Origin of the sequence: Streptomyces longhuiensis (assembly GCF_020616555.1) — a bacterium.
In the GTDB taxonomy this organism is placed as follows: Bacteria; Actinomycetota; Actinomycetes; order Streptomycetales; family Streptomycetaceae; genus Streptomyces; species Streptomyces longhuiensis.
Map to the genome: position 1 here is coordinate 3507283 of NZ_CP085173.1, position 21418 is coordinate 3528700.

Annotated in this window: 18 protein-coding genes; 10 read left to right on the plus strand and 8 right to left on the minus strand. The window is 71.5% G+C overall.

Translation table 11 applies throughout. The annotated features are described in order from the left end of the window. Positions 1-19: 19 nt before the first annotated feature. Positions 20-571, plus strand: a complete 552-nt coding sequence (locus LGI35_RS16355; protein WP_376601656.1) for a DoxX family protein — start codon at positions 20-22, stop codon at positions 569-571. A gap of 191 nt (positions 572-762) precedes the next feature. On the opposite strand, the gene cutA is transcribed toward LGI35_RS16355, so the two are convergent. Then, positions 763-1089, minus strand: coding sequence for a divalent-cation tolerance protein CutA (cutA, locus tag LGI35_RS16360; RefSeq protein ID WP_227294556.1), 327 nt, complete (start codon positions 1087-1089; stop codon positions 763-765). 165 nt (positions 1090-1254) lie between these two features. On the opposite strand from cutA, the gene LGI35_RS16365 reads away from it, so the two are divergent. Further along, entirely contained in the window at positions 1255-2895 is a 1641-nt protein-coding gene (locus LGI35_RS16365) for a M4 family metallopeptidase (protein ID WP_227294557.1), read from the plus strand. A gap of 65 nt (positions 2896-2960) precedes the next feature. Here LGI35_RS16365 and LGI35_RS16370 read toward each other — a convergent pair whose 3' ends face one another. Next, positions 2961-3587, minus strand: a complete 627-nt coding sequence (locus LGI35_RS16370) for an NADPH-dependent FMN reductase (RefSeq protein ID WP_227294558.1) — start codon at positions 3585-3587, stop codon at positions 2961-2963. A gap of 291 nt (positions 3588-3878) precedes the next feature. Between LGI35_RS16370 and LGI35_RS16375 the strand changes: the two genes are divergently transcribed. From LGI35_RS16375 to LGI35_RS16405, 7 genes are all read left to right on the plus strand, one after another. Continuing rightward, positions 3879-4391 carry a hypothetical protein gene (locus tag LGI35_RS16375; RefSeq protein ID WP_227294559.1) on the plus strand — a complete coding sequence of 171 codons (513 nt, stop codon included), beginning with the start codon at positions 3879-3881 and terminating at the stop codon, positions 4389-4391. A gap of 134 nt (positions 4392-4525) precedes the next feature. Beyond that, positions 4526-5170 (plus strand): class F sortase, encoded by a 645-nt coding sequence (locus LGI35_RS16380; RefSeq protein WP_227300327.1) that lies wholly within the window; start codon positions 4526-4528, stop codon positions 5168-5170. A 98-nt stretch (positions 5171-5268) separates the two neighbouring features. Beyond that, positions 5269-6492, plus strand: coding sequence for an NAD(P)/FAD-dependent oxidoreductase (locus tag LGI35_RS16385; RefSeq protein ID WP_227294560.1), 1224 nt, complete (start codon positions 5269-5271; stop codon positions 6490-6492). 1 nt (position 6493) lies between these two features. After that, positions 6494-9040, plus strand: a complete 2547-nt coding sequence (gene nirB / locus LGI35_RS16390) for a nitrite reductase large subunit NirB (protein WP_227294561.1) — start codon at positions 6494-6496, stop codon at positions 9038-9040. Next, positions 9037-9399, plus strand: a complete 363-nt coding sequence (nirD, locus tag LGI35_RS16395; protein WP_227294562.1) for a nitrite reductase small subunit NirD — start codon at positions 9037-9039, stop codon at positions 9397-9399. The genes nirB and nirD overlap by 4 nt, the downstream gene beginning before the upstream one ends. 90 nt (positions 9400-9489) lie before the next feature. Beyond that, positions 9490-10074: a TetR/AcrR family transcriptional regulator gene (locus tag LGI35_RS16400; protein WP_227294563.1), complete on the plus strand. Its 585-nt coding sequence runs from the start codon at positions 9490-9492 to the stop codon at positions 10072-10074. Positions 10075-10225: 151 nt separating this feature from the next. Further along, positions 10226-10993, plus strand: a complete 768-nt coding sequence (locus LGI35_RS16405; protein ID WP_227294564.1) for an SDR family NAD(P)-dependent oxidoreductase — start codon at positions 10226-10228, stop codon at positions 10991-10993. Positions 10994-11015: 22 nt separating this feature from the next. Here the strand turns inward: LGI35_RS16405 and LGI35_RS16410 are convergent, their stop codons facing one another. From LGI35_RS16410 to LGI35_RS16420, 3 genes are all read right to left on the minus strand, one after another. Beyond that, positions 11016-11855 (minus strand): carbohydrate ABC transporter permease, encoded by an 840-nt coding sequence (locus LGI35_RS16410; RefSeq protein WP_227294565.1) that lies wholly within the window; start codon positions 11853-11855, stop codon positions 11016-11018. Continuing rightward, positions 11852-12721, minus strand: a complete 870-nt coding sequence (locus LGI35_RS16415) for a carbohydrate ABC transporter permease (RefSeq protein WP_227300333.1) — start codon at positions 12719-12721, stop codon at positions 11852-11854. The genes LGI35_RS16410 and LGI35_RS16415 overlap by 4 nt, the downstream gene beginning before the upstream one ends. 110 nt (positions 12722-12831) lie before the next feature. Beyond that, positions 12832-14079 carry an ABC transporter substrate-binding protein gene (locus LGI35_RS16420; RefSeq protein WP_227294566.1) on the minus strand — a complete coding sequence of 416 codons (1248 nt, stop codon included), beginning with the start codon at positions 14077-14079 and terminating at the stop codon, positions 12832-12834. 209 nt (positions 14080-14288) lie between these two features. Between LGI35_RS16420 and LGI35_RS16425 the strand changes: the two genes are divergently transcribed. After that, positions 14289-14846 carry a hypothetical protein gene (locus tag LGI35_RS16425; protein WP_227294567.1) on the plus strand — a complete coding sequence of 186 codons (558 nt, stop codon included), beginning with the start codon at positions 14289-14291 and terminating at the stop codon, positions 14844-14846. A 62-nt stretch (positions 14847-14908) separates the two neighbouring features. Here the strand turns inward: LGI35_RS16425 and LGI35_RS16430 are convergent, their stop codons facing one another. From LGI35_RS16430 to ppdK, 3 genes are all read right to left on the minus strand, one after another. Then, complete coding sequence (locus LGI35_RS16430; RefSeq protein WP_227294568.1) at positions 14909-15823, minus strand: oxidoreductase; 915 nt, start codon at positions 15821-15823, stop codon at positions 14909-14911. Between the two features lie 107 nt (positions 15824-15930). Continuing rightward, positions 15931-18315 (minus strand): discoidin domain-containing protein, encoded by a 2385-nt coding sequence (locus LGI35_RS16435; protein ID WP_227294569.1) that lies wholly within the window; start codon positions 18313-18315, stop codon positions 15931-15933. A gap of 202 nt (positions 18316-18517) precedes the next feature. Beyond that, entirely contained in the window at positions 18518-21235 is a 2718-nt protein-coding gene (gene ppdK, locus LGI35_RS16440) for a pyruvate, phosphate dikinase (RefSeq protein WP_227294570.1), read from the minus strand. Between the last annotated feature and the right edge of the window lie 183 nt (positions 21236-21418).

Genomic DNA, 21418 nt, shown 5'->3' on the forward strand with positions numbered 1-21418 from the left:
CCGAGTCAGGAGACCCCACGTGACCTCTCTCGCGAACCAGCTCGGTCCGCTTCGCGCGCCCGGTACCCCCACCCCTGCCGCGCCCGCCCACGCCTATGACCTCGGTCTTCTCGTACTGCGCCTCGCCCTCGGCCTGACCATGGCCGCGCACGGCACGCAGAAGCTCTTCGGCTGGTTCGGCGGGGGCGGAATCGACGGCACCGGGCAGTTCTTCGCCGCCTCCGGCTACCCGTCACCCAAGGCGTTCGCCGCGGTCGCCGGGTTCAGCGAGACCCTCGGCGGGCTCGGCCTCGTGCTCGGCCTGCTCACCCCGCTGGCCGCCGCGGCCGTGGCCGGCACCCTGGTCAACGCCATCGCCGTGAAGTGGGGCGGCGGATTCTTCGCGCCGCAGGGCATCGAGTACGAGCTCCTGATCGCACTCGGCGCGGTGGCTCTCGCCCTGACCGGCCCCGGGCGCATCGCCGTCGACCGCTTCCTGCCGGGGCTCCGGTCCCACCGCCTCGGATACGGCGTCGGCGCCGTGGCGCTCGGTGTGGTGGTTGCGGGGATCACCCTGCTGCTGCGTAAGTGACACCGTGGATCGGTGACGTGCGGCCGCGTATCGGTGACGTGCGGCTGTGAGTTGGCGAGTTGGTTGGTTGGTTCCGGTGAGTTGGACCGTGAGCCGGCTTGCTGGTGAGCGGTGGTCGGCCGCGAGTCGGTAAGTCATGGTGGCCCGGGCGCCGGCGCGCTCGGGCCGGCGGGCTTTCCGGCCCGTGCCGTTCAGGCCCCGCCCGTCTCCCCCTCGATCCACGCCAGGTACGCGGCGCTCCCCCGTACCACCGGCGTCGCGATGATTTCCGGGGTGTCGTAGTCGTGCGCCTCCAACAGCCATGACTCCAGGGCCGCGTAGCCGTCGGCCGTGGTCTTGAGGAGCACCTGCCACTCCTGGGCGGTCTCCGTGTTGCCCTGCCAGCGGTAGACCGACGTGACCGGGCCCGCGATCTGGGCGCAGGCCGCCAGGCGCGCCTCGACCGCTCCCGCGGCCAGGGCGCGGGCCTTGGCCTCGCCGTCGGTCGTGGTGAGGACCGTCAGGGCCAGTGCGTTCATGTCCGTTCCTTTCGCGGGCCGTGCACACCTGATTCTGCACGTGAACACCTATTCACAGCTCCACCACAGAGGCGCTATGGACATGACATGTCATGGACCCTTAAATCTGAGGCGTCATCAGTGTGACCCCCCTCAGCGCGCCCGCGCGCCGTCACTAGGAGCCCGATGAGACCTGCCCGGACCACATCGCGACTCACCACCGCCGGCATAGCCACGGCGGCCGCCACCCTCCTGGCCGCCGCCCTCGCCCCCACCGCGGGCGCCGACACCGCCCCGCCCACCCGCGCCGACGCCGTCCGCAACGCCGCGGCCGCGCTGCACGCGGTGGCCGGGGACCTCGGGCTCACCTCGGCTCAGGGCACCTCCGTGCGGGACGTCGTCGTCGACCCGGACGGCACCCAGCACGTGCGCTACAACCGCACCTTCCGCAAGCTCCCCGTCCTCGGCGGTGACTTCGTCGTCCATCTGAACCGCGACGGCGGCTACCGCTCGGCGAACCGCGCGGTCCGCGGCGACCTCGCCGTGCCGAGCGTGACGCCGGCGCTCCCCGCCCCGAAGGCCGCCGACCTCGCCGCCACGGCGCTGCGCGCCGCCAACCCGGGCGAGCTCCTGCGCAAGGTCGTCGCCAAGCCCGCGCTCGTCGTGGACGCGCTGCACGGCGCGCCGAAGCTGGCCTGGCGCACCGACGCCGCCGGCAAGGACTCGCTCGGCAACCCGGTCGCCCGTGTCGTCCTCACCGACGCCACCACCGGCAAGCAGATCGACGCCTGGGACAGCATCGAGACCGCGACCGGCGACGGGAAGTCCCTCTACTCGGGCACGGTGCCGCTGGAGACGACCCAGTCCGGGTCGACGTACCAGCTCAAGGACGCGACGCGCGGCGGCACCTACTCGGGTGACGCGCAGAACAAGACCGACGGCTGCATCCTGACCATCTGCTGGAGCCGCGCTCCCGCGGTGGTGTTCACCGACGCCGACAACCACTGGGGCACCGGCGCGAACGCCGACCGCTCGTCGGCCGCCGTGGACGCCCAGTACGGGACCGACACGACGTGGGACTACTACAAGAACGTCCACGGCCGTAACGGCATCGGCGGCGACGGCAAGGGCTCGTACAACCGCGTCCACTACGGCAGCAACTACAACAACGCCTTCTGGGACGACACCTGCTTCTGCATGACGTACGGCGACGGTGACGGCTCGACGTTCGGGCCGCTGGTGGCGCTCGACGTCGCCGGGCACGAGATGTCGCACGGCGTCACGTCGAAGACGGCGGGGCTCACCTACTCGGGCGAGTCCGGCGGCCTGAACGAGGCGACGTCCGACATCTTCGGCACGCTCGTCGAGTTCTACGCGAACAACGCGTCCGACCCGGGCGACTGGCTCATCGGCGAGAAGATCGTGAAGCCCGGCTTCGGCCAGCCGGCGCTGCGCTTCATGGACAAGCCCAGCAAGGACGGCAACTCCGCGGACTGCTGGAGCTCGTCGGTCGGCAACCTCGACGTGCACTACTCGTCCGGGGTCGCCAACCACTTCGCGTACCTGCTCGCCGAGGGCAGCGGGCCCAAGGTCATCGGCGGCGTCCAGCACAACAGCACGACGTGCAACGGCTCGACGCTGAGCGGCATCGGCAAGGACAAGCTCGGCAAGATCTGGTACCGGGCCCTGACCGTCTACATGACGTCCTCGACGAACTACGCGGGCGCCCGCACGGCGACGCTCAGCGCGGCGAAGGACCTGTACGGGGCCGGCAGCGCGGAGTACGCCGCCGTGGCCGCGACCTGGTCGGCCGTGTCCGTGGGCTGACATCGCACCTGTGTGACCGAGGGTCCCCGCCGCCGACGGCCGCGGGGACCTTCGTCCGTCCGGTCTCAACTGCCGTACGGGCGCACCTCCTTCGCCTCTCGCAGCGCCTTCGCCCACCACGCCAGCTGGTCGAGCATCGACTTCGCCGCGGCGGCCGGCGCCTCGGGGTCCCGGTGGGCGCCGGTCGCGTCGAAGTGGCTGCCCGCGTTGGCGAAGGAGACGGTGTCCCTCACCGTGACGGCGTGCAGCTCGGCGAAGACGGTGCGCAGGTGCTCGACCGCGCGCAGGCCGCCGGAGATCCCGCCGTAGGAGACGAAGCCGACGGGCTTGGCCTGCCATTCGGCGTGGTGCCAGTCGATGACGTTCTTGAGGGCCGCCGGGTAGGAGTGGTTGTACTCGGGCGTGAGGACGACGAAGGCGTCGGCCGCGGCCAGCTTCGGGGTGACCTGGGCCAGCTCGGCCCGCACCTCGGGGGACGGGTCGTAGGAGAGCGCGGTGGGCAGGTCGGTCGCGGCCACGTCGATCACGTCGACGGCGAAGTCGGGGCGCTCCCCGAGCAGGGACATGAGCCAGTCGGCGACGACGGGGCCGAAGCGGCCCTCGCGGTTGCTGCCGATGACGACGGCGACCCGGACGGGGGCCTCGGTACGGGCGGAAACGGGGGCGGCGGACGGTGCGGCTGTGGTGTTCATGGCGCAAGCCTCGTACCTGAAGTTTGGTTGAGGTCAAGCGGGCACCCCGGGAGTCCGGTCACCCGTTCACCGGCGCGGGCTCCACCTGCGGGTTCTTTTCTTCGACACGCCGGTGACCTGCCGGAACGTTCCTGCCGGGATGTCAGATGACGCCCTTTCACCAGTTTTCTGATGGTGCATCAGGAGGCGTCCCGGGGCGAGTGCCACTTACCTCGGTAGGGCAGGGGCGTGACCGACGCAGCGGCACTTGGGGGTGCCGCGGGCCGTGCCCCCTCGGAGGAGCACGACACGATGCGCACATCCCGCCTGCTGCCCGCTGCCGCGCTCGCCGCGGCCGCCGCGGCGCTGACCGCCGCGCCCGCGTACGCCGGCTCGGGCGGCCTCACGGTGTACCCGGCGAACGCCGTCGCGGGCGCCACGGTCACCGTCAACACCACCGCGTGCGGTGCTGCTCGCGCCGCCGCCGGGGACGCGAGCGCGGTCGGCGCGGGCCCCTTCATGCTCGCCCCGGGCAAGCACGCGAAGGACGCCGAGGGGCGCTTCCAGGTGCCTCCGTCGGCGCAGCCCGGAACGTACGAGATCGTCGCGAAGTGCTCCGGCGGCGGGCAGGTGACGGGCGACCTGATCGTCGCGCTCGCCTCCTCCTCGGACCAGGTCCCCCCGAAGGGCCATGTGAAGACGGGGGTCGGCGGCGCGCTCGGCACCGACCCCGTGAAGACCGCGGCGGGAGTGGCAGCGCTTGCCGTCGCCGCCGCGGGCGGTACCTGGCTCCTGCATCGCCGGGCGAGAGGCGAAGGGATCTGACGGGGGCCGGACGGACGACCTCCGCTGTCCCTCCGGCCCCCTGGTACCGCTTGTCCTCTCCTCCCCCGGCCGCGCACCCCCTCGCGCGGCCGGGGGAGGAAGGCGCCCCCACCCGCTTCGACCTGGAGAACCCGATGCCACAGGTGCCCCTCCGACGAGCCGTCAGCGGACTCATAGCCGCGGTCACCGCTCTCGCCCTGGGCCTGGGCGCCTGGCTGCTGTACCAAGGGACCGAGACGCAGGGACCGCCGCAGCCGTCCGCCGCGCAGGCCGCGTCCGCGCACCCCGGCACCGGCCACGAGCCGCCCGGCGCGGCCCCCCTCTCCCCCTCGCCGCCCGACCGCATCCGCATCCCGTCGATCCGGGTGGACGCGCCGCTCATGGGACTCGGCCTGACCCCGCAGGGCAGCCTGGACGTCCCGCCGCCGCAGGAGAAGAACCTGGCCGGCTGGTACGAGGCCGGGACCGCGCCCGGCGTCCGCGGCACGGCGATCGTGGCCGGCCACGTCGACAACGCCGACGGCCCCGCCGTCTTCTACGACCTGGGCGCCCTCGCCAAGGGCCGCACCATCGAGGTCGACCGCCGCGACGGCTCCGTCGCCGTGTTCACCGTCGACGCCGTCGAGGTCTACGACGCCAACGCCTTCCCCGACAAGAAGGTGTACGGCGCGGCGGACCGGCCCGAACTGCGCGTCATCACCTGTGGCGGCGGCTACTCGAAGCAGACCGGCTACCGGGGCAACGTCGTGGTGTTCGCCCATCTGACCGGCAGCCGCTGAGCCCTCACACCGACTCCCCTCGCGCGCTGAGCGCAGCGTTCCCCGTGGGAAACGGGAGGGATGCGGCCGGGTAACACCGGCCCCGCAGGCTTCGGTGCATGACCTTTTCGACGGACCTTGGGCGCGTGGTGGTGATCGGCTCCGGCCTCGCCGGTACCCGGCTCGCCCGGCGCCTGGGCTCGGCCGCCGTACTCGTCGGCGAGGAGGCGCACGCCCCGTACAACAGGGTGCTGCTCGCCGAGGTCCTCGCGGGCAGCTACGGCGCCGACGTCATCGCGCTGCCCCGTCACACCGGGACCCACCTGCGCACCCGCGCCGTCCGCGTCGACCGCGCCGAGCGCGTGGTGCGCTGCGAGGACGGCTCCGACGTCCCGTACGACACCCTCGTGCTCGCCACCGGATCGAACCCGGTCCTGCCGCCGCTGCGCGGACTGTTCGCGCCGGGCGCGGCGGAGCTGCCGGACGGTGTGCACGCCTTCCGCACCATGGACGACTGCCTGGCCCTGTCGCGGGCGGTGGCTCCCGGTGTACGCGCCGTCGTCGTCGGTGGCGGGCTCCTCGGGGTGTCCGCGGCCCGTGCGCTCGCTCTTCGCGGCGCCCAGGTGGTGCTCACCCAGCAGTCCGAGCGCCTCATGGAGCGCCAGCTCGACCCCCGGTCCTCGCACCTGGTGCACGAGCACCTCACCGCGCTCGGCGTCGAGGTGCACACGCAGTGCCGGGTACGGGGCGTGGGCGTCGTCGACGGCGCGGTCCGCCGCGTCGAGCTCGCCGACGGCTACGTCCTCGACACGGATCTGACGGTCCTCGCCTGCGGTGTCCGTCCCCGGACGGGTCTCGCTGCGGCGGCCGGGCTCGATGTGCGCGAGGGGATCGTCGTCGACGACGAGCTGCGCACGTCGGACCCCCACGTCCGCGCGGTCGGGGACTGCGCCCAGCACGCGGGCCGCGTCTACGGGCTCGCGACCCCGGCCGTCGAACAGGCCGACGCGCTCGCCGACAACCTGCTCTCCGGGCGGCGGCGCCCCTACGCCGGCACCCGCACCCTCACCCGGCTGACCCTGCCGCACGAGGCCGGGCCGCTCGACCTCGCGGCGTTCGGCGAGCCCGAGGCCCTGCCCGGTGACGACGTCGTGCAGCTCGCCGACGCCACCCGCGGCACGTACCGCAAGGTCGTCGTCCGCGGTGACCGGCTCGTCGGCGGAGTCCTGGTCGGCGAGCTCGGCACGGTCGGGGCGCTCGCCCGGGCCTGGGAGGCCGACGACCCGCTGCCCGACGACGGCGCACCCCTGCTCCACCTGCTCACTCACGACGGAGGCCTCTGAGATGACCACCATGCCCACACTCGTACTCGTCGGCCACGGCATGGTCGGCCAGCGCTTCCTTGAGGCCCTGGCCGAGCGCGGTCTCACGGACACGCACCGCGTCGTCGTGCTGTGCGAGGAGCCGCGCCCCGCCTACGACCGGGTCCAGCTCACCTCGTACTTCTCGGGCCGCACCCCGGACGAACTCTCACTCACGGACGCCGCGTTCATCGCCCGGCACGGCATCGAGCTGCACCTCGGGGACCCGGCCGAGCACATCGACCGCGCGACGCGGACGGTCACGGCACGCTCGGGCCTCCAGGTCACGTACGACACGCTCGTCCTCGCCACCGGCTCCTACCCGTTCGTGCCGCCCGTGCCCGGCAAGGACGCGACGGGCTGTTTCGTGTACCGCACGATCGAGGACCTGCTCGCGATCGAGGAGTACGCGAAGCGGCGCGCCACCACCGGCGCGGTGGTGGGCGGCGGGCTGCTCGGCCTGGAGGCGGCCGGCGCCCTGCGCGGCCTCGGCCTCGACACGCACGTCGTGGAGTTCGCGCCGCGTCTGATGCCGGTGCAGGTCGACGAGGGCGGCGGCGCGGCCCTCCTGCGCACCATCACGGGCATGGGCCTGAGCGTCCACACGGGCGTCGGCACGCAGGAGATCCTGACCGGCGGCGAGGACGGTGCGGTGCGCGCCGTGAAGCTGTCGGACGGCTCGGAGCTGGCGACGGACCTGGTGGTGTTCTCGGCGGGCGTTCGGCCGCGCGACCAGCTCGCCCGCGACATGGGGCTCACGGTCGGCGAGCGCGGCGGCATCACCGTCGACGAGCGGTGCCGCACCAGCGACCCGGCCGTCTACGCGATCGGCGAGTGCGCGCAGGCCGTGGACGGCCGCGTGTACGGCCTGGTCGCGCCGGGCTACGAGATGGCACAGACGGTGGCCGCCGCGCTCGCCTCGCAGGACGGGCAGTTCACCGGTGCCGATCTGTCGACGAAGCTGAAGCTGCTCGGCGTGGACGTGGCGTCGTTCGGCGACGCGCACGGCGCGGCCGACGGCTGCCTGGACGTCGTCTACTCGGACTCGCGCTCGGGCACGTACAAGAAGCTCGTCGTGGGCCCGGAGGGGGAGCTGCTCGGCGGGATCCTGGTCGGGGACGCGGAGGCGTACGGGACGCTGCGCGCGCTGACCGGTTCGGTGCCGCCCGTGGCGCCCGAGCAGCTGGTGCTGCCCGCCGGTGCGGGGGCGCCGGTGGCGCTCGGCCCGGAGGCACTGCCCGGCGACGCGGTGATCTGCTCCTGCCACAACGTCACCAAGGAGGCGGTCCAGGCGCACGCCACGCTGCCCGAGGTGAAGAAGTGCACCAAGGCCGGCACGGGCTGCGGCAGCTGCGTGAAGCTGATCGGCCAGCTCCTCCCGCAGAGCGGCGACAAGGGCCTGTGCGGCTGCTTCCCGCACACCCGCGCCGAGCTGTACGAGATCGTCCGGGTCAAGCGGATCGCGTCGTACGCGGAGCTGCTCGACGCGTACGGGCGTGACGGCGCGCGTGGCGGCGAGGGGTGCGAGGTGTGCAAGCCGGCCGTCGGCTCGATCATCGCCTCGCTCGCCCCGACGATCGGCGCCGAGGGCCATGTCCTCGACGGCGAGCAGGCGGCGCTCCAGGACACGAACGACCACTTCCTCGCCAACCTCCAGAAGAACGGCTCCTATTCGGTCGTGCCCCGCATCCCCGGCGGCGAGGTCACCCCGGAGAAGCTGATCGTGATCGGTGAGGTGGCGCGCGACTTCGGCCTCTACACAAAGATCACCGGAGGTCAGCGCATCGACCTGTTCGGTGCGCGGGTCGAGCAACTTCCCTTGATCTGGGCGCGGTTGGTGGACGCCGGTTTCGAGTCGGGTCACGCGTACGGCAAGGCGCTGCGGACGGTGAAGTCCTGCGTGGGTCAGACGTGGTGCCGCTACGGCGTCCAGGACTCGGTGCGCATGGCGATCGACCTGGAGCTGCGCTACCGGGGGCTGCGGGCGCCGCACAAGCTGAAGTCGGCCGTGTCGGGCTGCGGGCGCGAGTGCGCGGAGGCCCAGTCGAAGGACTTCGGGGTGATCGCCACGGCCAACGGCTGGAACCTGTACGTGGGCGGCAACGGCGGCGCGACCCCGCGCCACGCGGACCTCCTCGCGCAGGACCTGTCCGACGCCGAGCTGATCCGGCTGATCGACCGGTTCCTGATGTTCTACATCCGCACGGCCGACCGTCTGGAGCGTACGGCGGGCTGGCTGGAGCGGATCGAGGGCGGCCTCGACCATGTACGGGACGTCGTCGTGCACGACTCCCTCGGCCTCTGCGACGAGCTGGAGGCCCTGATGGCCGACCACGTCGCGCACTACCGCGACGAGTGGGCCGACACCATCAACGACCCGGAGCGCCTGGAGCGCTTCGTGTCCTTCGTGAACGCGCCCGACGCGCCGGACCCGCTCGTGCGGTTCGTCCCGGAGCGCGACCAGATCAAGCCCGACCTGCCCCTGCTGTCCATCGGCTCCCGCCCCCTGGAAGGATCGGTGACGTCATGACCGTCGCTCCCGAGAAGACCGCCGTGATGGTGCAACTCCACCTGGAGGACGCCTGGTTCACGGTCTGCGAACTGGACCGGCTGACCCCGGGCCGCGGGGTCGCGGCGCTGCTCCCCGACGGCCGGCAGGCCGCCGTGTTCCTGGACCGCACGGGCCGCCTCTACGCGGTCGGCAACCGTGACCCGTTCACGGGCGCCGCAGTCCTCTCGCGCGGCCTGATCGGCTCGGCCGAGGGCCGCCCGTTCGTCGCGTCGCCGCTGCTCAAGCAGCGCTTCGACCTGGAGAGCGGCGCCTGCCTCGACGACGAGGCGTACGCGGTCGCCACGTACGCCGTGCAGACCACGCCGAGCACCATCTGACCCACACCGGCGCGATCTGACCCACGCCGAGTATTTCTTGACCGATCGTTTTCTTGACCGATCGTTCCGCTTACGCCTAGTCTCCTTCCCGTGGCCAGGACCAAGGAATTCGATCCGGACGCCGCGCTCCAGTCGGCCCTAGAGCTGTTCTGGCGGCGCGGCTACGAGGCGACGTCGATGGCGGACCTCGTCGACCATCTCGGCATCGGCCGCGCCAGCATCTACGCGACCTTCGGCAACAAGCACGAGCTGTACCTGAAGGCGATGGACCGGTACGCCGAGTCCGCCGACGCGGCCATCCTCGCGGACCTGTCGGCCGGCGGCCCCGCACTGCCGGCCGTACGCGCGCTCGTCCGGCGCTTCGCCGCCGAGGCGACGACCGACGAACGGCGCCTGACCGGCTGCTTCGTCACCAACACGGCGACGGAGCTGGCCCCGCACGACACGGCGGCGGCGCGCCGCGTGGAGCACAGCTGGGAGCATGTCGAGACGCTGCTGCGCGCCACACTCACGCGAGCCCGGGCCCAGGGCGAGCTGCCCGCCGACCGTGATCCCCGAGCCCTGGCCCGCCTGCTGCTCGTCCTCATGCAGGGCATGCGCGTCGTCGGGAAGGCGTCACCGGACCCGGCGCGCATACGGGACGCGGCCGAGCAGGCACTCGGCCTTCTGGACTGAGGAGCCGAGGAGCCGAGGGGCCGAAGGGCTGTGGGGCCGTGGGGCTGTTTTCCTGACTCGTCCGTCGGGCTCTTTCGCGTGCCCGCATACTGAACCGATCGTTCTAGAAATATCTGATCCACGCGTCGACCCACCACCCAAGGAGCCCTTCATGTCCCGCAGTCGCTTCGCCGGTCAGAGCGTCCTCGTCACCGGAGCCGGCACCGGGCTCGGGCGGGCCATCGCGCTCGCCTTCGCCGCCGAGGGCGCACGCGTCGTCGTCGCCGGGCGGACCCGCGCCACCCTCGACGCGACGGTGGACCTCATCGAGGCGGCGGGCGGCACCGCCGTCGCGCACACCGCCGACGTGAGCCGGGCCGGGGACCTCCATGAGCTGGTGCGCGCCACCGTCGAGCGGTTCGGGTCGCTCGACGTCGCCGTGAACAACGCGGGCGTCTTCCGCGGCGCGGGCCTCGTCGCCGAACTCGCCGCCGACGACTGGCAGGCGCTGCTCGACATCAACGTCACCGGCGTACTCCTCGCCCTCCAGGCCGAAATCGCGCAGATGCGGACGCAGGAGCACGGCGGCGCGATCGTCAACATCTCCTCCAACCTCGGCCCTCACAAGTCCCGCGCGGGCGTGACCGGCTACGCCGTGTCGAAGGCGGCCGTCTCCGCCCTGACCAGGGGCGCCGCCCTCGACCACATCGGTGACGGGGTCCGTGTCAACGCGGTCAGCCCGGGTCCCTCCGCGACCGCCATGTCCCTGCGCCCCGGCGAGACCGAGGCCGACCGGGCCGTCCGCATGAAGGAGGAGTCGCCGCTCGGCCGGGTCGCGGCGGCGGACGAGGTGGCCGCCGCCGTGCTGTACCTGGCGTCCGAGGACGCCGCGGCCGTGGTCGGCGCCGACCTGGTGATCGACGGCGGCGCGGCGGCATAGCCCGAGGAGAGACGGGGGTGGGTCAGTCGTCGATGCCCGAGCGCTCCACCCCCGCCACGATCCACCGCTGGAAGAACAGGAACACCACGAGCAGCGGCACGATCGAGACGGCCGCCGCGATGAACAGCTCGTGGAGCCGCACCACTTGGGACGTGGTGAAGGACGACAGAGCCACCTGGACGGTCCACGCGTTGCGGTCCTGGCCGATGACCAGGGGCCACAGGAAGGAGTTCCACGCGCCGATGAAGACGATCGTGCCGACGGCCGCGAAGACGGGCCGGGAGTTGGGCACGACCACCCGCCAGTACGTACGCCAGTAGCCGAGCCCGTCGACGCGCGCCGCGTCCTCCAGCTCCCCGGGAAATCCCAGGAAGTACTGCCGGAAGACGAAGCAGGCGAACGCGGAGAACAGGGTCGGGACGACCAGCCCGCGCAGTGTCGAGATCCAGCCCAGCGACGAGACGAGCACGAAGCTGGGCACGAAGGTGACCGCGGCCGGGACCATCAGGGTGCCGAGGATCGCGTAGAAGACCTTGTTCGCGTGGCGGTACGGGATGCGGGCCAGGCCGTAGCCGGCGAGCGAGGCGAGGAGGAGGGTGCCGAGCGTCGTCGCGACCGCGATGAGCGCGGAGTTGAGCAGGGAGCGGGCGTAGGGGACGGATGTGTCGCCGAAGAGTTCCCTCACGTTCCCCCAGTGCAGCGAGGACGGGAAGAAGGTCCACTCGGGGGAGGTGATGTCGCTCTCGGCGGCGAGCCCGTTGCGTACGAGGAGATAGAAGGGGATCAGGAACAGGAGCGCGAGTGCGATCAGCAGGGCGAGGCGCAGGGCGCGGCCCGCCCTGACCCGGGAGTCGTCCCTCACTGCGCCTCCTTCCGGCCCAGGCCGAACCACTTGGCCTGCCCCACCGTCACCACCGCGATGATCAGGGCGAGCAGCACCGCGCCCGCGCTGCCGAGCCCGAGGTTCTGCCCCTGGCCGAGCGCCGTGTAGTAGAGGTAGACGAGCGGGGGTCTGGCGTACGGCGGATAACCGCGGGCGTCCGAGAGCAGGTTGTAGAACTCGTCGAAGGCCTGGAAGGCGTTGATGACGAGGAGCAGGACGACCGCCACGGAGGTGGCCCGCAGCTGCGGGAACGTGATGTACCGGAAGACCTGCCAGCCGGGCCGCGCCCCGTCGACGGCCGCCGCCTCGTAGAGGGTGGGGCTGATGCGCTGGAGCCCCGCGAGGAACAGCACCATGTAGAAGCCGGCCTGGAGCCAGAGCCGTACGGTGACGATGACGGCCCAGTACCAGGGCGGGTCGGTCGTCGACAGCCAGGCGATCTGGTCGCCGCCGAACCAGCCGAGGACGGTGTTGGCGAGCCCGAACCGCACCCCGCTGAAGAGCGACATCTTCCAGATCAGGGCGGCCACCACGTAGCTGCAGGCGGCGGGCAGGAAGAAGACCGAGCGGAAGAACGCCTGGGCGCGGCGCTGACGGTTCACCATGAGGGCGAGGGCGAGCGACAGCGCGTAGGTGGCGGGGACGATGAGGAGCGAGAAGACGAGGAACGTCGACAGACTGTCGGTGAACGCCTCGTTCTTCAGCATCGCCGTGTAGTTGCCGAGGCCGACGAAGTCGCTCGGGGTGACGGTGTTGTGGGCGTCGAAGAAGCTGAGGTAGACGCTCCAGCCGAGCGGGATGTACGTGAAGACGCCGAGGCCGAGGAGGAAGGGCCCGACGAAGATCCAGAACCAGAGGGTGCGGTTCTGGACACCGGCCCACTTCCGTGCCGTGTCGCCCTGGCGGCGCCCTCTCTGCCGAGGGATCGCCTGGCGGCGGCCCTCCTGCCGGAGGCTCACTTCTTCTTCACGCGGTCGAGCTCGGCCGACACCTTCCGCACGACCTTCCTCAGCTCGCCGTCCGGGCTCGCGCCGTCCTTGATGATGCGGCTGAGGGCGTCCTGGTAGGCGGTCCGGCCGGCCGGTGTCCAGCGCAGAGGCTGGGCGTAGCCGTGGTCGGTCGTGAAGCGGACGGCGTCGGCCGCCGCGCCCTTCCTGAGCTTCCCGGCCTTCTTCGCCAGCGAGATGCGGGCCGGGATGTGGAAGCCGTACGCGAGGGCGAAGTCCTCCTGGTACTCGGTGCGGTCGATCCACAGCCACTTGAGGTAGTCCTTCGCGGCCTGCTGGTGCTTGCCTCGGGTGGAGACCGCCGCGCCGTACGCGCCGACCGGCACCGACGGCTCGCCCGCGCCGTCCTTCGGGAAGGGCAGCACGCCGAAGTCGTCGCCGAGTTCCTTCTGCACGGTGGGCAGCGCCCACAGGCCCGACCACTGCATGGCGGTCAGGCCCTGGACGAACGCCGACGGGTCGGACCAGTCGGAGGGCGCGCCCAGGAGCAGCGACTTGTCGGCGTACAGCTGATGGATCTTGCCGAGGGTCCGGGCGGCGGCCGGGTCGTCGAAGCCGACCTTGCCGTCCTCGGTGACGAGTTCGAGGCCGGCCGCGTACAGGGGCGTGCCGCCGAGGACGCCGGCGCCACCGTCGTTGCCGAGGAAGAGGCCCTTGGTCTTCTTCGAGGTGAGCTTCTTCGCGGCGTCCACGAGCTCGTCGAGCGTCCGCGGCGGCTCGACGCCCGCGTCGGCGAGCAGGCTCTTGCGGTAGTAGAGCATCTGCATGTCGATGACCTGCGGGATCGCCCAGATCCTGCCGTCGTACGTCTTCGGGGCGAGGACCGCCGGGTTGAAGTCGTCCTTGACCCCCTCGAACAGGCCGGTGAGGTCGGCGATCTGCTTGCCCTGGATCTGGTCGAGGGTGGGCCCGTCGACCTCGAAGACGTCGGGGCCCGAGTCGGTGAGGAGGGCGGCGGCGGTCTGCTCGTCGTAGTTGCCGGGCCGCCACTGGACGGTGACGTGCGCCTTGTCGTACGCGGCGGCGTACTTCTTCACGGCCTGCTCGGTGCCCTGCTCGCCGTACTGGTGGTACCACTGCGAGAGCTCCGGCCCGCCGCCCGAGCCTCCGTCGTCCCGGCCGGTGTTGGAGCCGCACGCGGTGAGCAGCCCCAGCGCGGCGCCGGTCCCGAGCAGTCCCCTGCGACTGATGGTCATTGATCGTCCCCCTGCTGTTCGTACGCCCGCTTCGTTCGGTCCACGGATTCCGACGGCCCAACGATCAACCATGCGGCGGGATTACGACAGTGGGACTACAGCCGTATGTCGGCCCTCCCGTCAGCACGGCGTCAACGTGCGCGGCGGGCGGATCAGCGACGCGTCAAGAGTGCTGACCTGGGGCGCCGCACGGGCTTACGGTGCGCTGCATGGGACGCGATACGAGGGCTGGATCCCGCGGGCGGGCGGCGGCGCCGTCCGTGCAGGACGCTGTGGTGCGGGACCGGCGGTGGGCCGCCGATCTGCGGGCGGCGGTGTTCTGCGCGCTCACGCTGTTCTGCCTGATCCTGGTGATCGACACGGCCAACGGCACGCTGAGCGCGGCGCGGGTCGGGCTGTGGGCGGGGCTCTCGGTGCTGCTGCACGCCGTGCTGCATCCGCCGCTGGTCAGCGCGGGCCCCGGCTGGCTCGCCGTGCGCGGCGTCTGGGGCACGCGGCGCGTCTGCACGGACCTGCTGACATCGGTGCGCCACAGCGACGGGGTGACGCCGCGGCTCGTGCTGCGCGACGCGCTCGGCGGCCGGGTGGAGCTGGACCCGAAGGTGCTCACCGACAACCCCGTCCTGTGGCACCGCCTGGAGACGGGCGCGCGCCGGGCCCGCGCGAACGGACTGCTCCGCTGCGGCACCCCGGTCATCGACCGCCTCGCGGCCCGCGTCGACGGCGACGCGGCCCGCGCGGTGTTCGACGCCTCTGAACTCGACTAGCCCGGCCGGCCGGTCGGCCGAACCGTCGGTCGGGCGGCTTGAAGCAGCCCCCGGACCGTCTCCTAGAACGTCACGCCCGTCAGCTGTTCCGATGCCGCCCACAGCCGCTCCCCCGCCACGTCGTCGAGGGTCCGCCGGGCCCGCCACGACTTCGCGGGCGCCCCGCGCCACATCATCAGGGACGGGCCGGTGAACGAGTCCGGGAGCACACCGGGAGCCGTCGCCGCGTACAGCGTGGGCAGCGCGCCGGCCTCGGCGGACTGGGCGATGACCCGGTTGCCCAGCTCGATGACCCGCTCGACGGCCTTGCGGCCCTCCATGCGCACGCCCTGCGTCGCGAGGTTCGTGGAGGCGTACCCGGGGTGCGCGGACGCCGCGACGACGTCGGACCCGCGCGCCGCCAGCTTGCGCGCCAGCTCGTGGACGAACAGCAGGTTCGCCGTCTTGGAACGGCCGTACGCGATCCAGCGCCGGTAGCGGCGCTCGCTGTTGAGGTCGGCGATGTCGACGTCGGCGAGGGCGTGGAAGCCGCTGGAGACGCTGACGACGCGCGCTCCGGGCGTGTCGAGGAGCCGCGGCAGGAGCAGGCCGGTCAGCGCGAAGTGGCCGAGGTGGTTGACGCCGAACTGCGTCTCGAAGCCGTCGGCGGTCCGCCCCTGGGGCAGCGCCATCACGCCCGCGTTGTTGATCAGCAGGTCGAGCGGCTCGCCGCCGCCGTGGGATCCGGCGAACTTCCGCACGGACGACAGGTCACCCAGGTCGAGCTGCTCGAACTCGGCCTGCGCGCCCGGCACCTCGGAGCGCAGCCGCTCCAGCGCGGCCGTGCCCCGCGCCTCGCTGCGGCAGGCGAGGACGACGCGGGCGCCCTTGCGGGCCAGCTCGCGTGCCGTGATGTAGCCGATGCCGCTGTTGGCGCCGGTGACCACGGCCGTGCGGCCGCTCTGGTCCGGTATGTCGCTCGCGTTCCAGCCGGTCATGGCTGTGCTCCCTGGACGAGGGGGTACGGGGGTGCCCGACTGTACTTACCGGCCAGTAGATGCGGAACCCCGCACCCTCGTTTCCCCCGTACCCCTTCGCCCTGTGCTCAGCCCCGCACTTCGAACCGGTAGAGCGAGTACCCGTACGTCGTCTGCCGCTTCACGCCCAGCATCCGTACGCGCCGCGCCTCCACGGCGTCGAGGTCGACCGTGTCCACCCCGGCCGTGGTGCGGTCGCGGCGTGCGGCGACGGTGCTCCAGGACGAGCCGGTGGCGTCGGCGGAGACCTGGAGGTCGTAGTCCCGTCCGGCGGCCGTCTCCCAGTCGAGGACGATCCGCCGCACGGTGCGCGTCTGCTCCAGGTCGACCTCGATCCACTCGCCGTCCGTGTACTTCGAGGCCCAGCGGGTGCCCGGGTCGCCGTCGGTGGCGTTGGGCGCGGTGAGCGTGGCCGTCTCGGCGGACGACGCGGTGGTGGGTCGGCCGAGCGCCAGGTCGGGGATGTCGTACACCTGAAGGCTCCACACCGAGTAGCGCGTGCTCGCCTGCTCCCGGCCGCGCAGGCGTACATGGCGGGCCGTGGTCGCCGGGAAGCCGAGTTCGTCCCAGCCCGCGCGGTCGCGGCCGGTGCGCTCGGCGACGGTGCGCCACGCGACGCCGTCGTCGGAGACCTCGACGGCGTACGCGGTGCCGTGCTCCTGCCCCCATTCGACGCGCACGCGCTGTACGGGCCGGCTCCGCCCGAGGTCGACGGCCAGCCAGGGAGCCCGCTCGCGGCCGCTGGTCCACCGGGTGACCGGGCTGCCGTCGGTGGCGTACGCGGGGCGGGACCCCGCGGCCGTGGAGGAGGCGGTGGCCGGCGCGTCCAGGGAGATCTGGTCGGGTTCGGCGAGGGTGGGCGTGAGGGTGGTGAGCCCGGGTCCGGCGATCCCGCGCCGCAGCTCGGCGGTGAAGTCCCGGTAGCTCAGGCCCGCTCCGGACCCGCTCCACATCTTCTGAGCGAGCGTCCCGAAGGTCTTCTCGACCAGACCGTGGACGGCCTGCTGGGTGTACGTGGCGTGCACGAGGTCGTTCCACACGGCGGACATGGCGCCGCGCAGCTTCGGGTCGTGCGGCTGGAGGCTCTGATCGCCGGGGAAGACGTGCGGGGCCCAGCTCTCGTACAGGTAGGGGCCGTCGAGGCCGAGCGGGTGGTAGTAGGTGGCGAACGGGACGACGTAGAGGAGCCCGTCGTTCGTGTTGACGATCTCGTAGCCGTCGGCCGTGGCCGCCTTGGGGCCGTACCAGCCGTTGTTCCAGCTGTGGATGGTGACGTCACGGTCGTAGCCGGACGTGCCGGAGGGCGCCATCTCGGTGAGGCTGCCCCAGGCGCGGGGGTGTTTGCCGAGGGTGCGGATGTGGGCGGCCATGGCGTTGAAGTAGCCGCGGTACTGCTCCTCGGGTCCGGTGTACTCGTCGGCGCCGTAGTGGATCTCGGGGCTGCGGAACCAGGGCGCGAACTCGTCGAAGACCTTCTTCATGAAGGCCGTCGTCTCCGGCTTGGCGAGGTCGAGATGGTCGGAGTTGCCGCCCTTCAGACCGAGTTCGGGGCGGAAGCGCACGAAGGAGCGGGCGTGTGCGGGCGCGTCGATCTCGGGGGTGAGCTGGACGGCGTGCGCGGCGGCGGTGTCCTCGAAGGAGTCCCAGTCCTCCCGCGAGTACGAGCCGTCGGACGCGGCGAGCCCGGCCCATTCGGGCTTGTCGCTGCGCAGCCGGAACGCGTCGTAGGCCTTCGACCAGTCGCCGCCTGCCGGGCTGATCTCGTTGTCGTTCAGATGCAGTTGCAGGTCGTTGAGCTTGAACCAGCCCATCAGGCGCAGCTGGTCGCGGACGAAGCCCGGGGTGAAGTAGCGGCGGCCCGCGTCCAGCATGAAGCCGCGCAGCGCGTAGTCGGGCCAGTCGTGGGCGGTGCCGGTCGGCAGTTCGCGGCGCCCGTCGGAGCGCAGGAGGATCTGCAGGACCGAGCGGGTGCCGTAGTAGAGGCCGGTGCGGGTGGGTGCGGTGACCGTGACGGCGGATGCGGTGACGGTGAGGGTGTAGCCCTCCTCGGCGTACCGGTCGCCGCCGGGCGCGTGCCGGTCGGCCGGGTCGAGGACGAGTCGCAGGCCGCCCCGTACTCCGTGGCCGGCGCGGGGCGCGCCGGGCCTGATGCCGGTGACCTCTTCGATCTCGTCGGCGAACTGCCGGGCGAGCGGCAGGAGCTCACCCGGTTTCGCGGTCTGCACGACGATCGGTGCGCCTGCGTGAAGGCGGTACCGTCCCGTGGATCCGGCCCAGTTCTGGAGGGCGGGGATGACGACGGGGCGCTCGTTGACCGCGCTCCGGCCGGCGGCACGCGCGGCGGCGGGTCCGAGCCCGAGCGGCAGGGCGGTGGCTGCCGAGGTCACCGCGAGGGCGGTGACGAACGAGCGGCGTGACAGACGCGGTGAAGTCGTACCGTTACTCGGAGGCATGAAATGGACTACACCACTTGCCTCCAGGGCCTCACAAGGGAACGGACATCACAGAACCCCCAAGAGCGCCGGCCCCGCGCACGCGAAAGGGCGGCACCCCCCGCACAAGGGGTACCGCCCTCTCCTTCGGTGCACCGGAGCCGCTGCCTTTCGTGAGGGTCGGGCACCCAGACAACGGCTCCGGAGTATTGCGGACCGGTTCCTACCGGTGGTCGCTGCCCGTCGAGGTCGACGCTGCGCGGCCGGCCTCGAGGCGGGCGACCGGGATACGGAACGGCGAGCAGGAGACGTAGTCCAGGCCGACCTCGTGGAAGAAGTGGACCGACTCCGGGTCACCGCCGTGCTCGCCGCAGACGCCGAGCTTGAGGTCGGGCCGCGTGGCGCGGCCGGCCTCCACGGCGTTGCGTACGAGGCTGCCGACGCCGTCCTTGTCGATGGTCTCGAACGGCGAGACCCCGAAGATGCCCTTCTCCAGGTACGCCGTGAAGAACGAGGCCTCCACGTCGTCGCGGGAGAAGCCCCAGACGGTCTGCGTCAGGTCGTTCGTGCCGAAGGAGAAGAACTCCGCGGCCTCGGCGATCTGCCCGGCCGTCAGCGCGGCGCGGGGCAGCTCGATCATCGTGCCGAGCGCCAGCTTCAGCTCGACGCCGGTCTGCTCCTGCACCTCGGCGATGACCTGCTCGGCCTCCTCGCGGACGATCTCCAGCTCCTGGACGGTGCCGACGAGCGGAATCATGATCTCGGCGCGCGGGTCGCCCTTGGCGTTCTTGCGCTCGGCGGCGGCCTCGGCGATGGCCCGTACCTGCATGGCGAACAGGCCCGGGATCACGAGGCCGAGACGGACACCGCGCAGGCCCAGCATCGGGTTCTGCTCGTGCAGGCGGTGCACGGCCTGCAGGAGGCGCAGGTCGTTCTCGTTGGAGTCCTGGCGGGACTCGGCGAGCGCGACGCGCACCGACAGCTCGGTGATGTCGGGCAGGAACTCGTGCAGCGGCGGGTCGAGCAGGCGCACCGTCACCGGGAGCCCGTCCATCGCCTCGAACAGCTCGACGAAGTCCTTCTTCTGGAGCGGAAGAAGCTCCTTGAGGGCCTCCTCGCGCTCCGTGTCCGTGTCGGCGAGGATCAGGTGCTCGACCATCTCGCGGCGCTCACCGAGGAACATGTGCTCGGTGCGGCACAGGCCGATGCCCTGTGCGCCGAAGCGACGGGCGCGCAGCGCGTCCTCGGCGTTGTCCGCGTTGGCGCGCACCCGCAGCCGGCGGACGCGGTCCGCGTACGCCATGATCCGGTGCACGGCGCCGACGAGCTCGTCGGCGTCGTCGGCGCCGGCGTGCATGCGGCCCTCGAAGTACTCGACGACCGGGGACGGGACGACCGGCACCTCACCGAGGTAGACCTTGCCGGTGGAGCCGTCGATGGAGACGACGTCGCCCTCCTCGATGACCTGCCCGCCGACCGTCATCCGGCGGCGCTTGGTGTCGACCTCGAGGTCCTCGGCGCCGCAGACACAGGTCTTGCCCATGCCGCGGGCGACGACGGCGGCGTGCGACGTCTTGCCGCCGCGCGAGGTGAGGATGCCCTCGGCGGCGATCATGCCGTCGAGGTCGTCGGGGTTGGTCTCGCGGCGGATCAGGATGACCTTCTCGCCCGAACGCGACCACTTGACGGCGGTGTACGAGTCGAAGACGGCCTTGCCGACCGCGGCGCCCGGCGAGGCGGCGATGCCGCGGCCGATCTTCTCGACCTTCGCGCTCTCGTCGAAGCGCGGGAACATCAGCTGCGCGAGCTGGGCGCCCGTGACGCGCTGGAGCGCCTCGGCCTCGTCGATGAGGCCCTGGTCGACGAGTTGCGTCGCGATGCGGAAGGCGGCACCGGCGGTGCGCTTGCCGACGCGGGTCTGCAGCATCCACAGCTGGCCGCGCTCGATCGTGAACTCGATGTCGCAGAGATCCCTGTAGTGGGTCTCGAGCGTCTCCATGATCTGCATGAGCTGGTCGTACGACTTCTTGTCGATCGACTCGAGCTCGGCGAGCGGCACGGTGTTGCGGATACCCGCGACGACGTCTTCGCCCTGCGCGTTCTGGAGGTAGTCGCCGTACACGCCCTGGTGGCCGGAGGCGGGGTCACGGGTGAAGGCGACGCCGGTGCCGGAGTCGGGGCCGAGGTTGCCGAAGACCATGGAACAGATGTTGACCGCGGTGCCGAGGTTGCCGGGGATGCGCTCCTGGCGGCGGTAGAGCTTGGCGCGGTCGGTGTTCCAGGAGTCGAAGACCGCGTGGATGGCGAGGTCCATCTGCTCGCGCGGGTCCTGCGGGAAGTCCCGGCCGGCCTCGGTCTTCACGATCTTCTTGAAGCGGGTGACCAGCTTCTTGAGGTCGGAGGCGTCGAGGTCGGTGTCGACCGTGACCTTCTTGGCGGCCTTGGCCTTCTCGAGGGCGTCCTCGAAGAGCTCTCCGTCGACGTCCAGGACGGTCTTGCCGAACATCTGGATGAGGCGCCGGTAGGAGTCCCAGGCGAACCGCTCGTCGCCGGACTGCTTGACCAGACCGAGGACGGACTTGTCGGAGAGTCCGATGTTGAGGACGGTGTCCATCATGCCGGGCATGGAGAACTTCGCGCCCGAACGCACCGACACCAGAAGGGGGTTGTCGGCCTGGCCGAGCTTCTTGCCCATCTTCTGCTCAAGGGCGTCGAGGTGCGCACTCACCTCGTCACGCAGTGCCACCGGCTCATCGCCACTGTCGAGGTAGACCTTGCAAGCCTCAGTCGTGATGACGAAACCAGGAGGAACCGGCAGACCGAGATTGGTCATCTCGGCGAGGTTCGCACCCTTCCCGCCCAAGAGGTCCTTGAGGTCCTTGTTTCCCTCGGTGAAGTCGTAAACGAACTTCACTACGTGGGGATCTTTGTTTTCCGACACGGGTCTCGACTCCTCGATGACTCGGTGGCTGCCCTGACGGCGAGGAACATACCCAGATCGAAGGCATCTGGGTACGTCCACTTGTGCGTCATACGGCCGTAACCACCCGTCCGCCGCTAGATCGAAAGTAACTAATGGATAGCGACACTCGAAGGCTTGTCTTCATTTCTTGAACACGCAACC

What these genes read in the sequence shown, in the direction of transcription:
- nirB (WP_227294561.1), top strand. Translation starts at nt 6,494, where the DNA reads ATGACCACCATGCCCACACTCGTACTCGTCGGCCACGGCATGGTCGGC.
- LGI35_RS16380 (WP_227300327.1), top strand. Translation starts at nt 4,526, where the DNA reads ATGCCACAGGTGCCCCTCCGACGAGCCGTCAGCGGACTCATAGCCGCG.
- LGI35_RS16375 (WP_227294559.1), top strand. Translation starts at nt 3,879, where the DNA reads ATGCGCACATCCCGCCTGCTGCCCGCTGCCGCGCTCGCCGCGGCCGCC.
- LGI35_RS16435 (WP_227294569.1), bottom strand. Translation starts at nt 18,315, where the DNA reads ATGCCTCCGAGTAACGGTACGACTTCACCGCGTCTGTCACGCCGCTCG.
- LGI35_RS16425 (WP_227294567.1), top strand. Translation starts at nt 14,289, where the DNA reads ATGGGACGCGATACGAGGGCTGGATCCCGCGGGCGGGCGGCGGCGCCG.
- cutA (WP_227294556.1), bottom strand. Translation starts at nt 1,089, where the DNA reads ATGAACGCACTGGCCCTGACGGTCCTCACCACGACCGACGGCGAGGCC.
- nirD (WP_227294562.1), top strand. Translation starts at nt 9,037, where the DNA reads ATGACCGTCGCTCCCGAGAAGACCGCCGTGATGGTGCAACTCCACCTG.
- LGI35_RS16420 (WP_227294566.1), bottom strand. Translation starts at nt 14,079, where the DNA reads ATGACCATCAGTCGCAGGGGACTGCTCGGGACCGGCGCCGCGCTGGGG.
- LGI35_RS16370 (WP_227294558.1), bottom strand. Translation starts at nt 3,587, where the DNA reads ATGAACACCACAGCCGCACCGTCCGCCGCCCCCGTTTCCGCCCGTACC.
- LGI35_RS16405 (WP_227294564.1), top strand. Translation starts at nt 10,226, where the DNA reads ATGTCCCGCAGTCGCTTCGCCGGTCAGAGCGTCCTCGTCACCGGAGCC.
- LGI35_RS16385 (WP_227294560.1), top strand. Translation starts at nt 5,269, where the DNA reads ATGACCTTTTCGACGGACCTTGGGCGCGTGGTGGTGATCGGCTCCGGC.
- LGI35_RS16365 (WP_227294557.1), top strand. Translation starts at nt 1,255, where the DNA reads ATGAGACCTGCCCGGACCACATCGCGACTCACCACCGCCGGCATAGCC.
- LGI35_RS16430 (WP_227294568.1), bottom strand. Translation starts at nt 15,823, where the DNA reads ATGACCGGCTGGAACGCGAGCGACATACCGGACCAGAGCGGCCGCACG.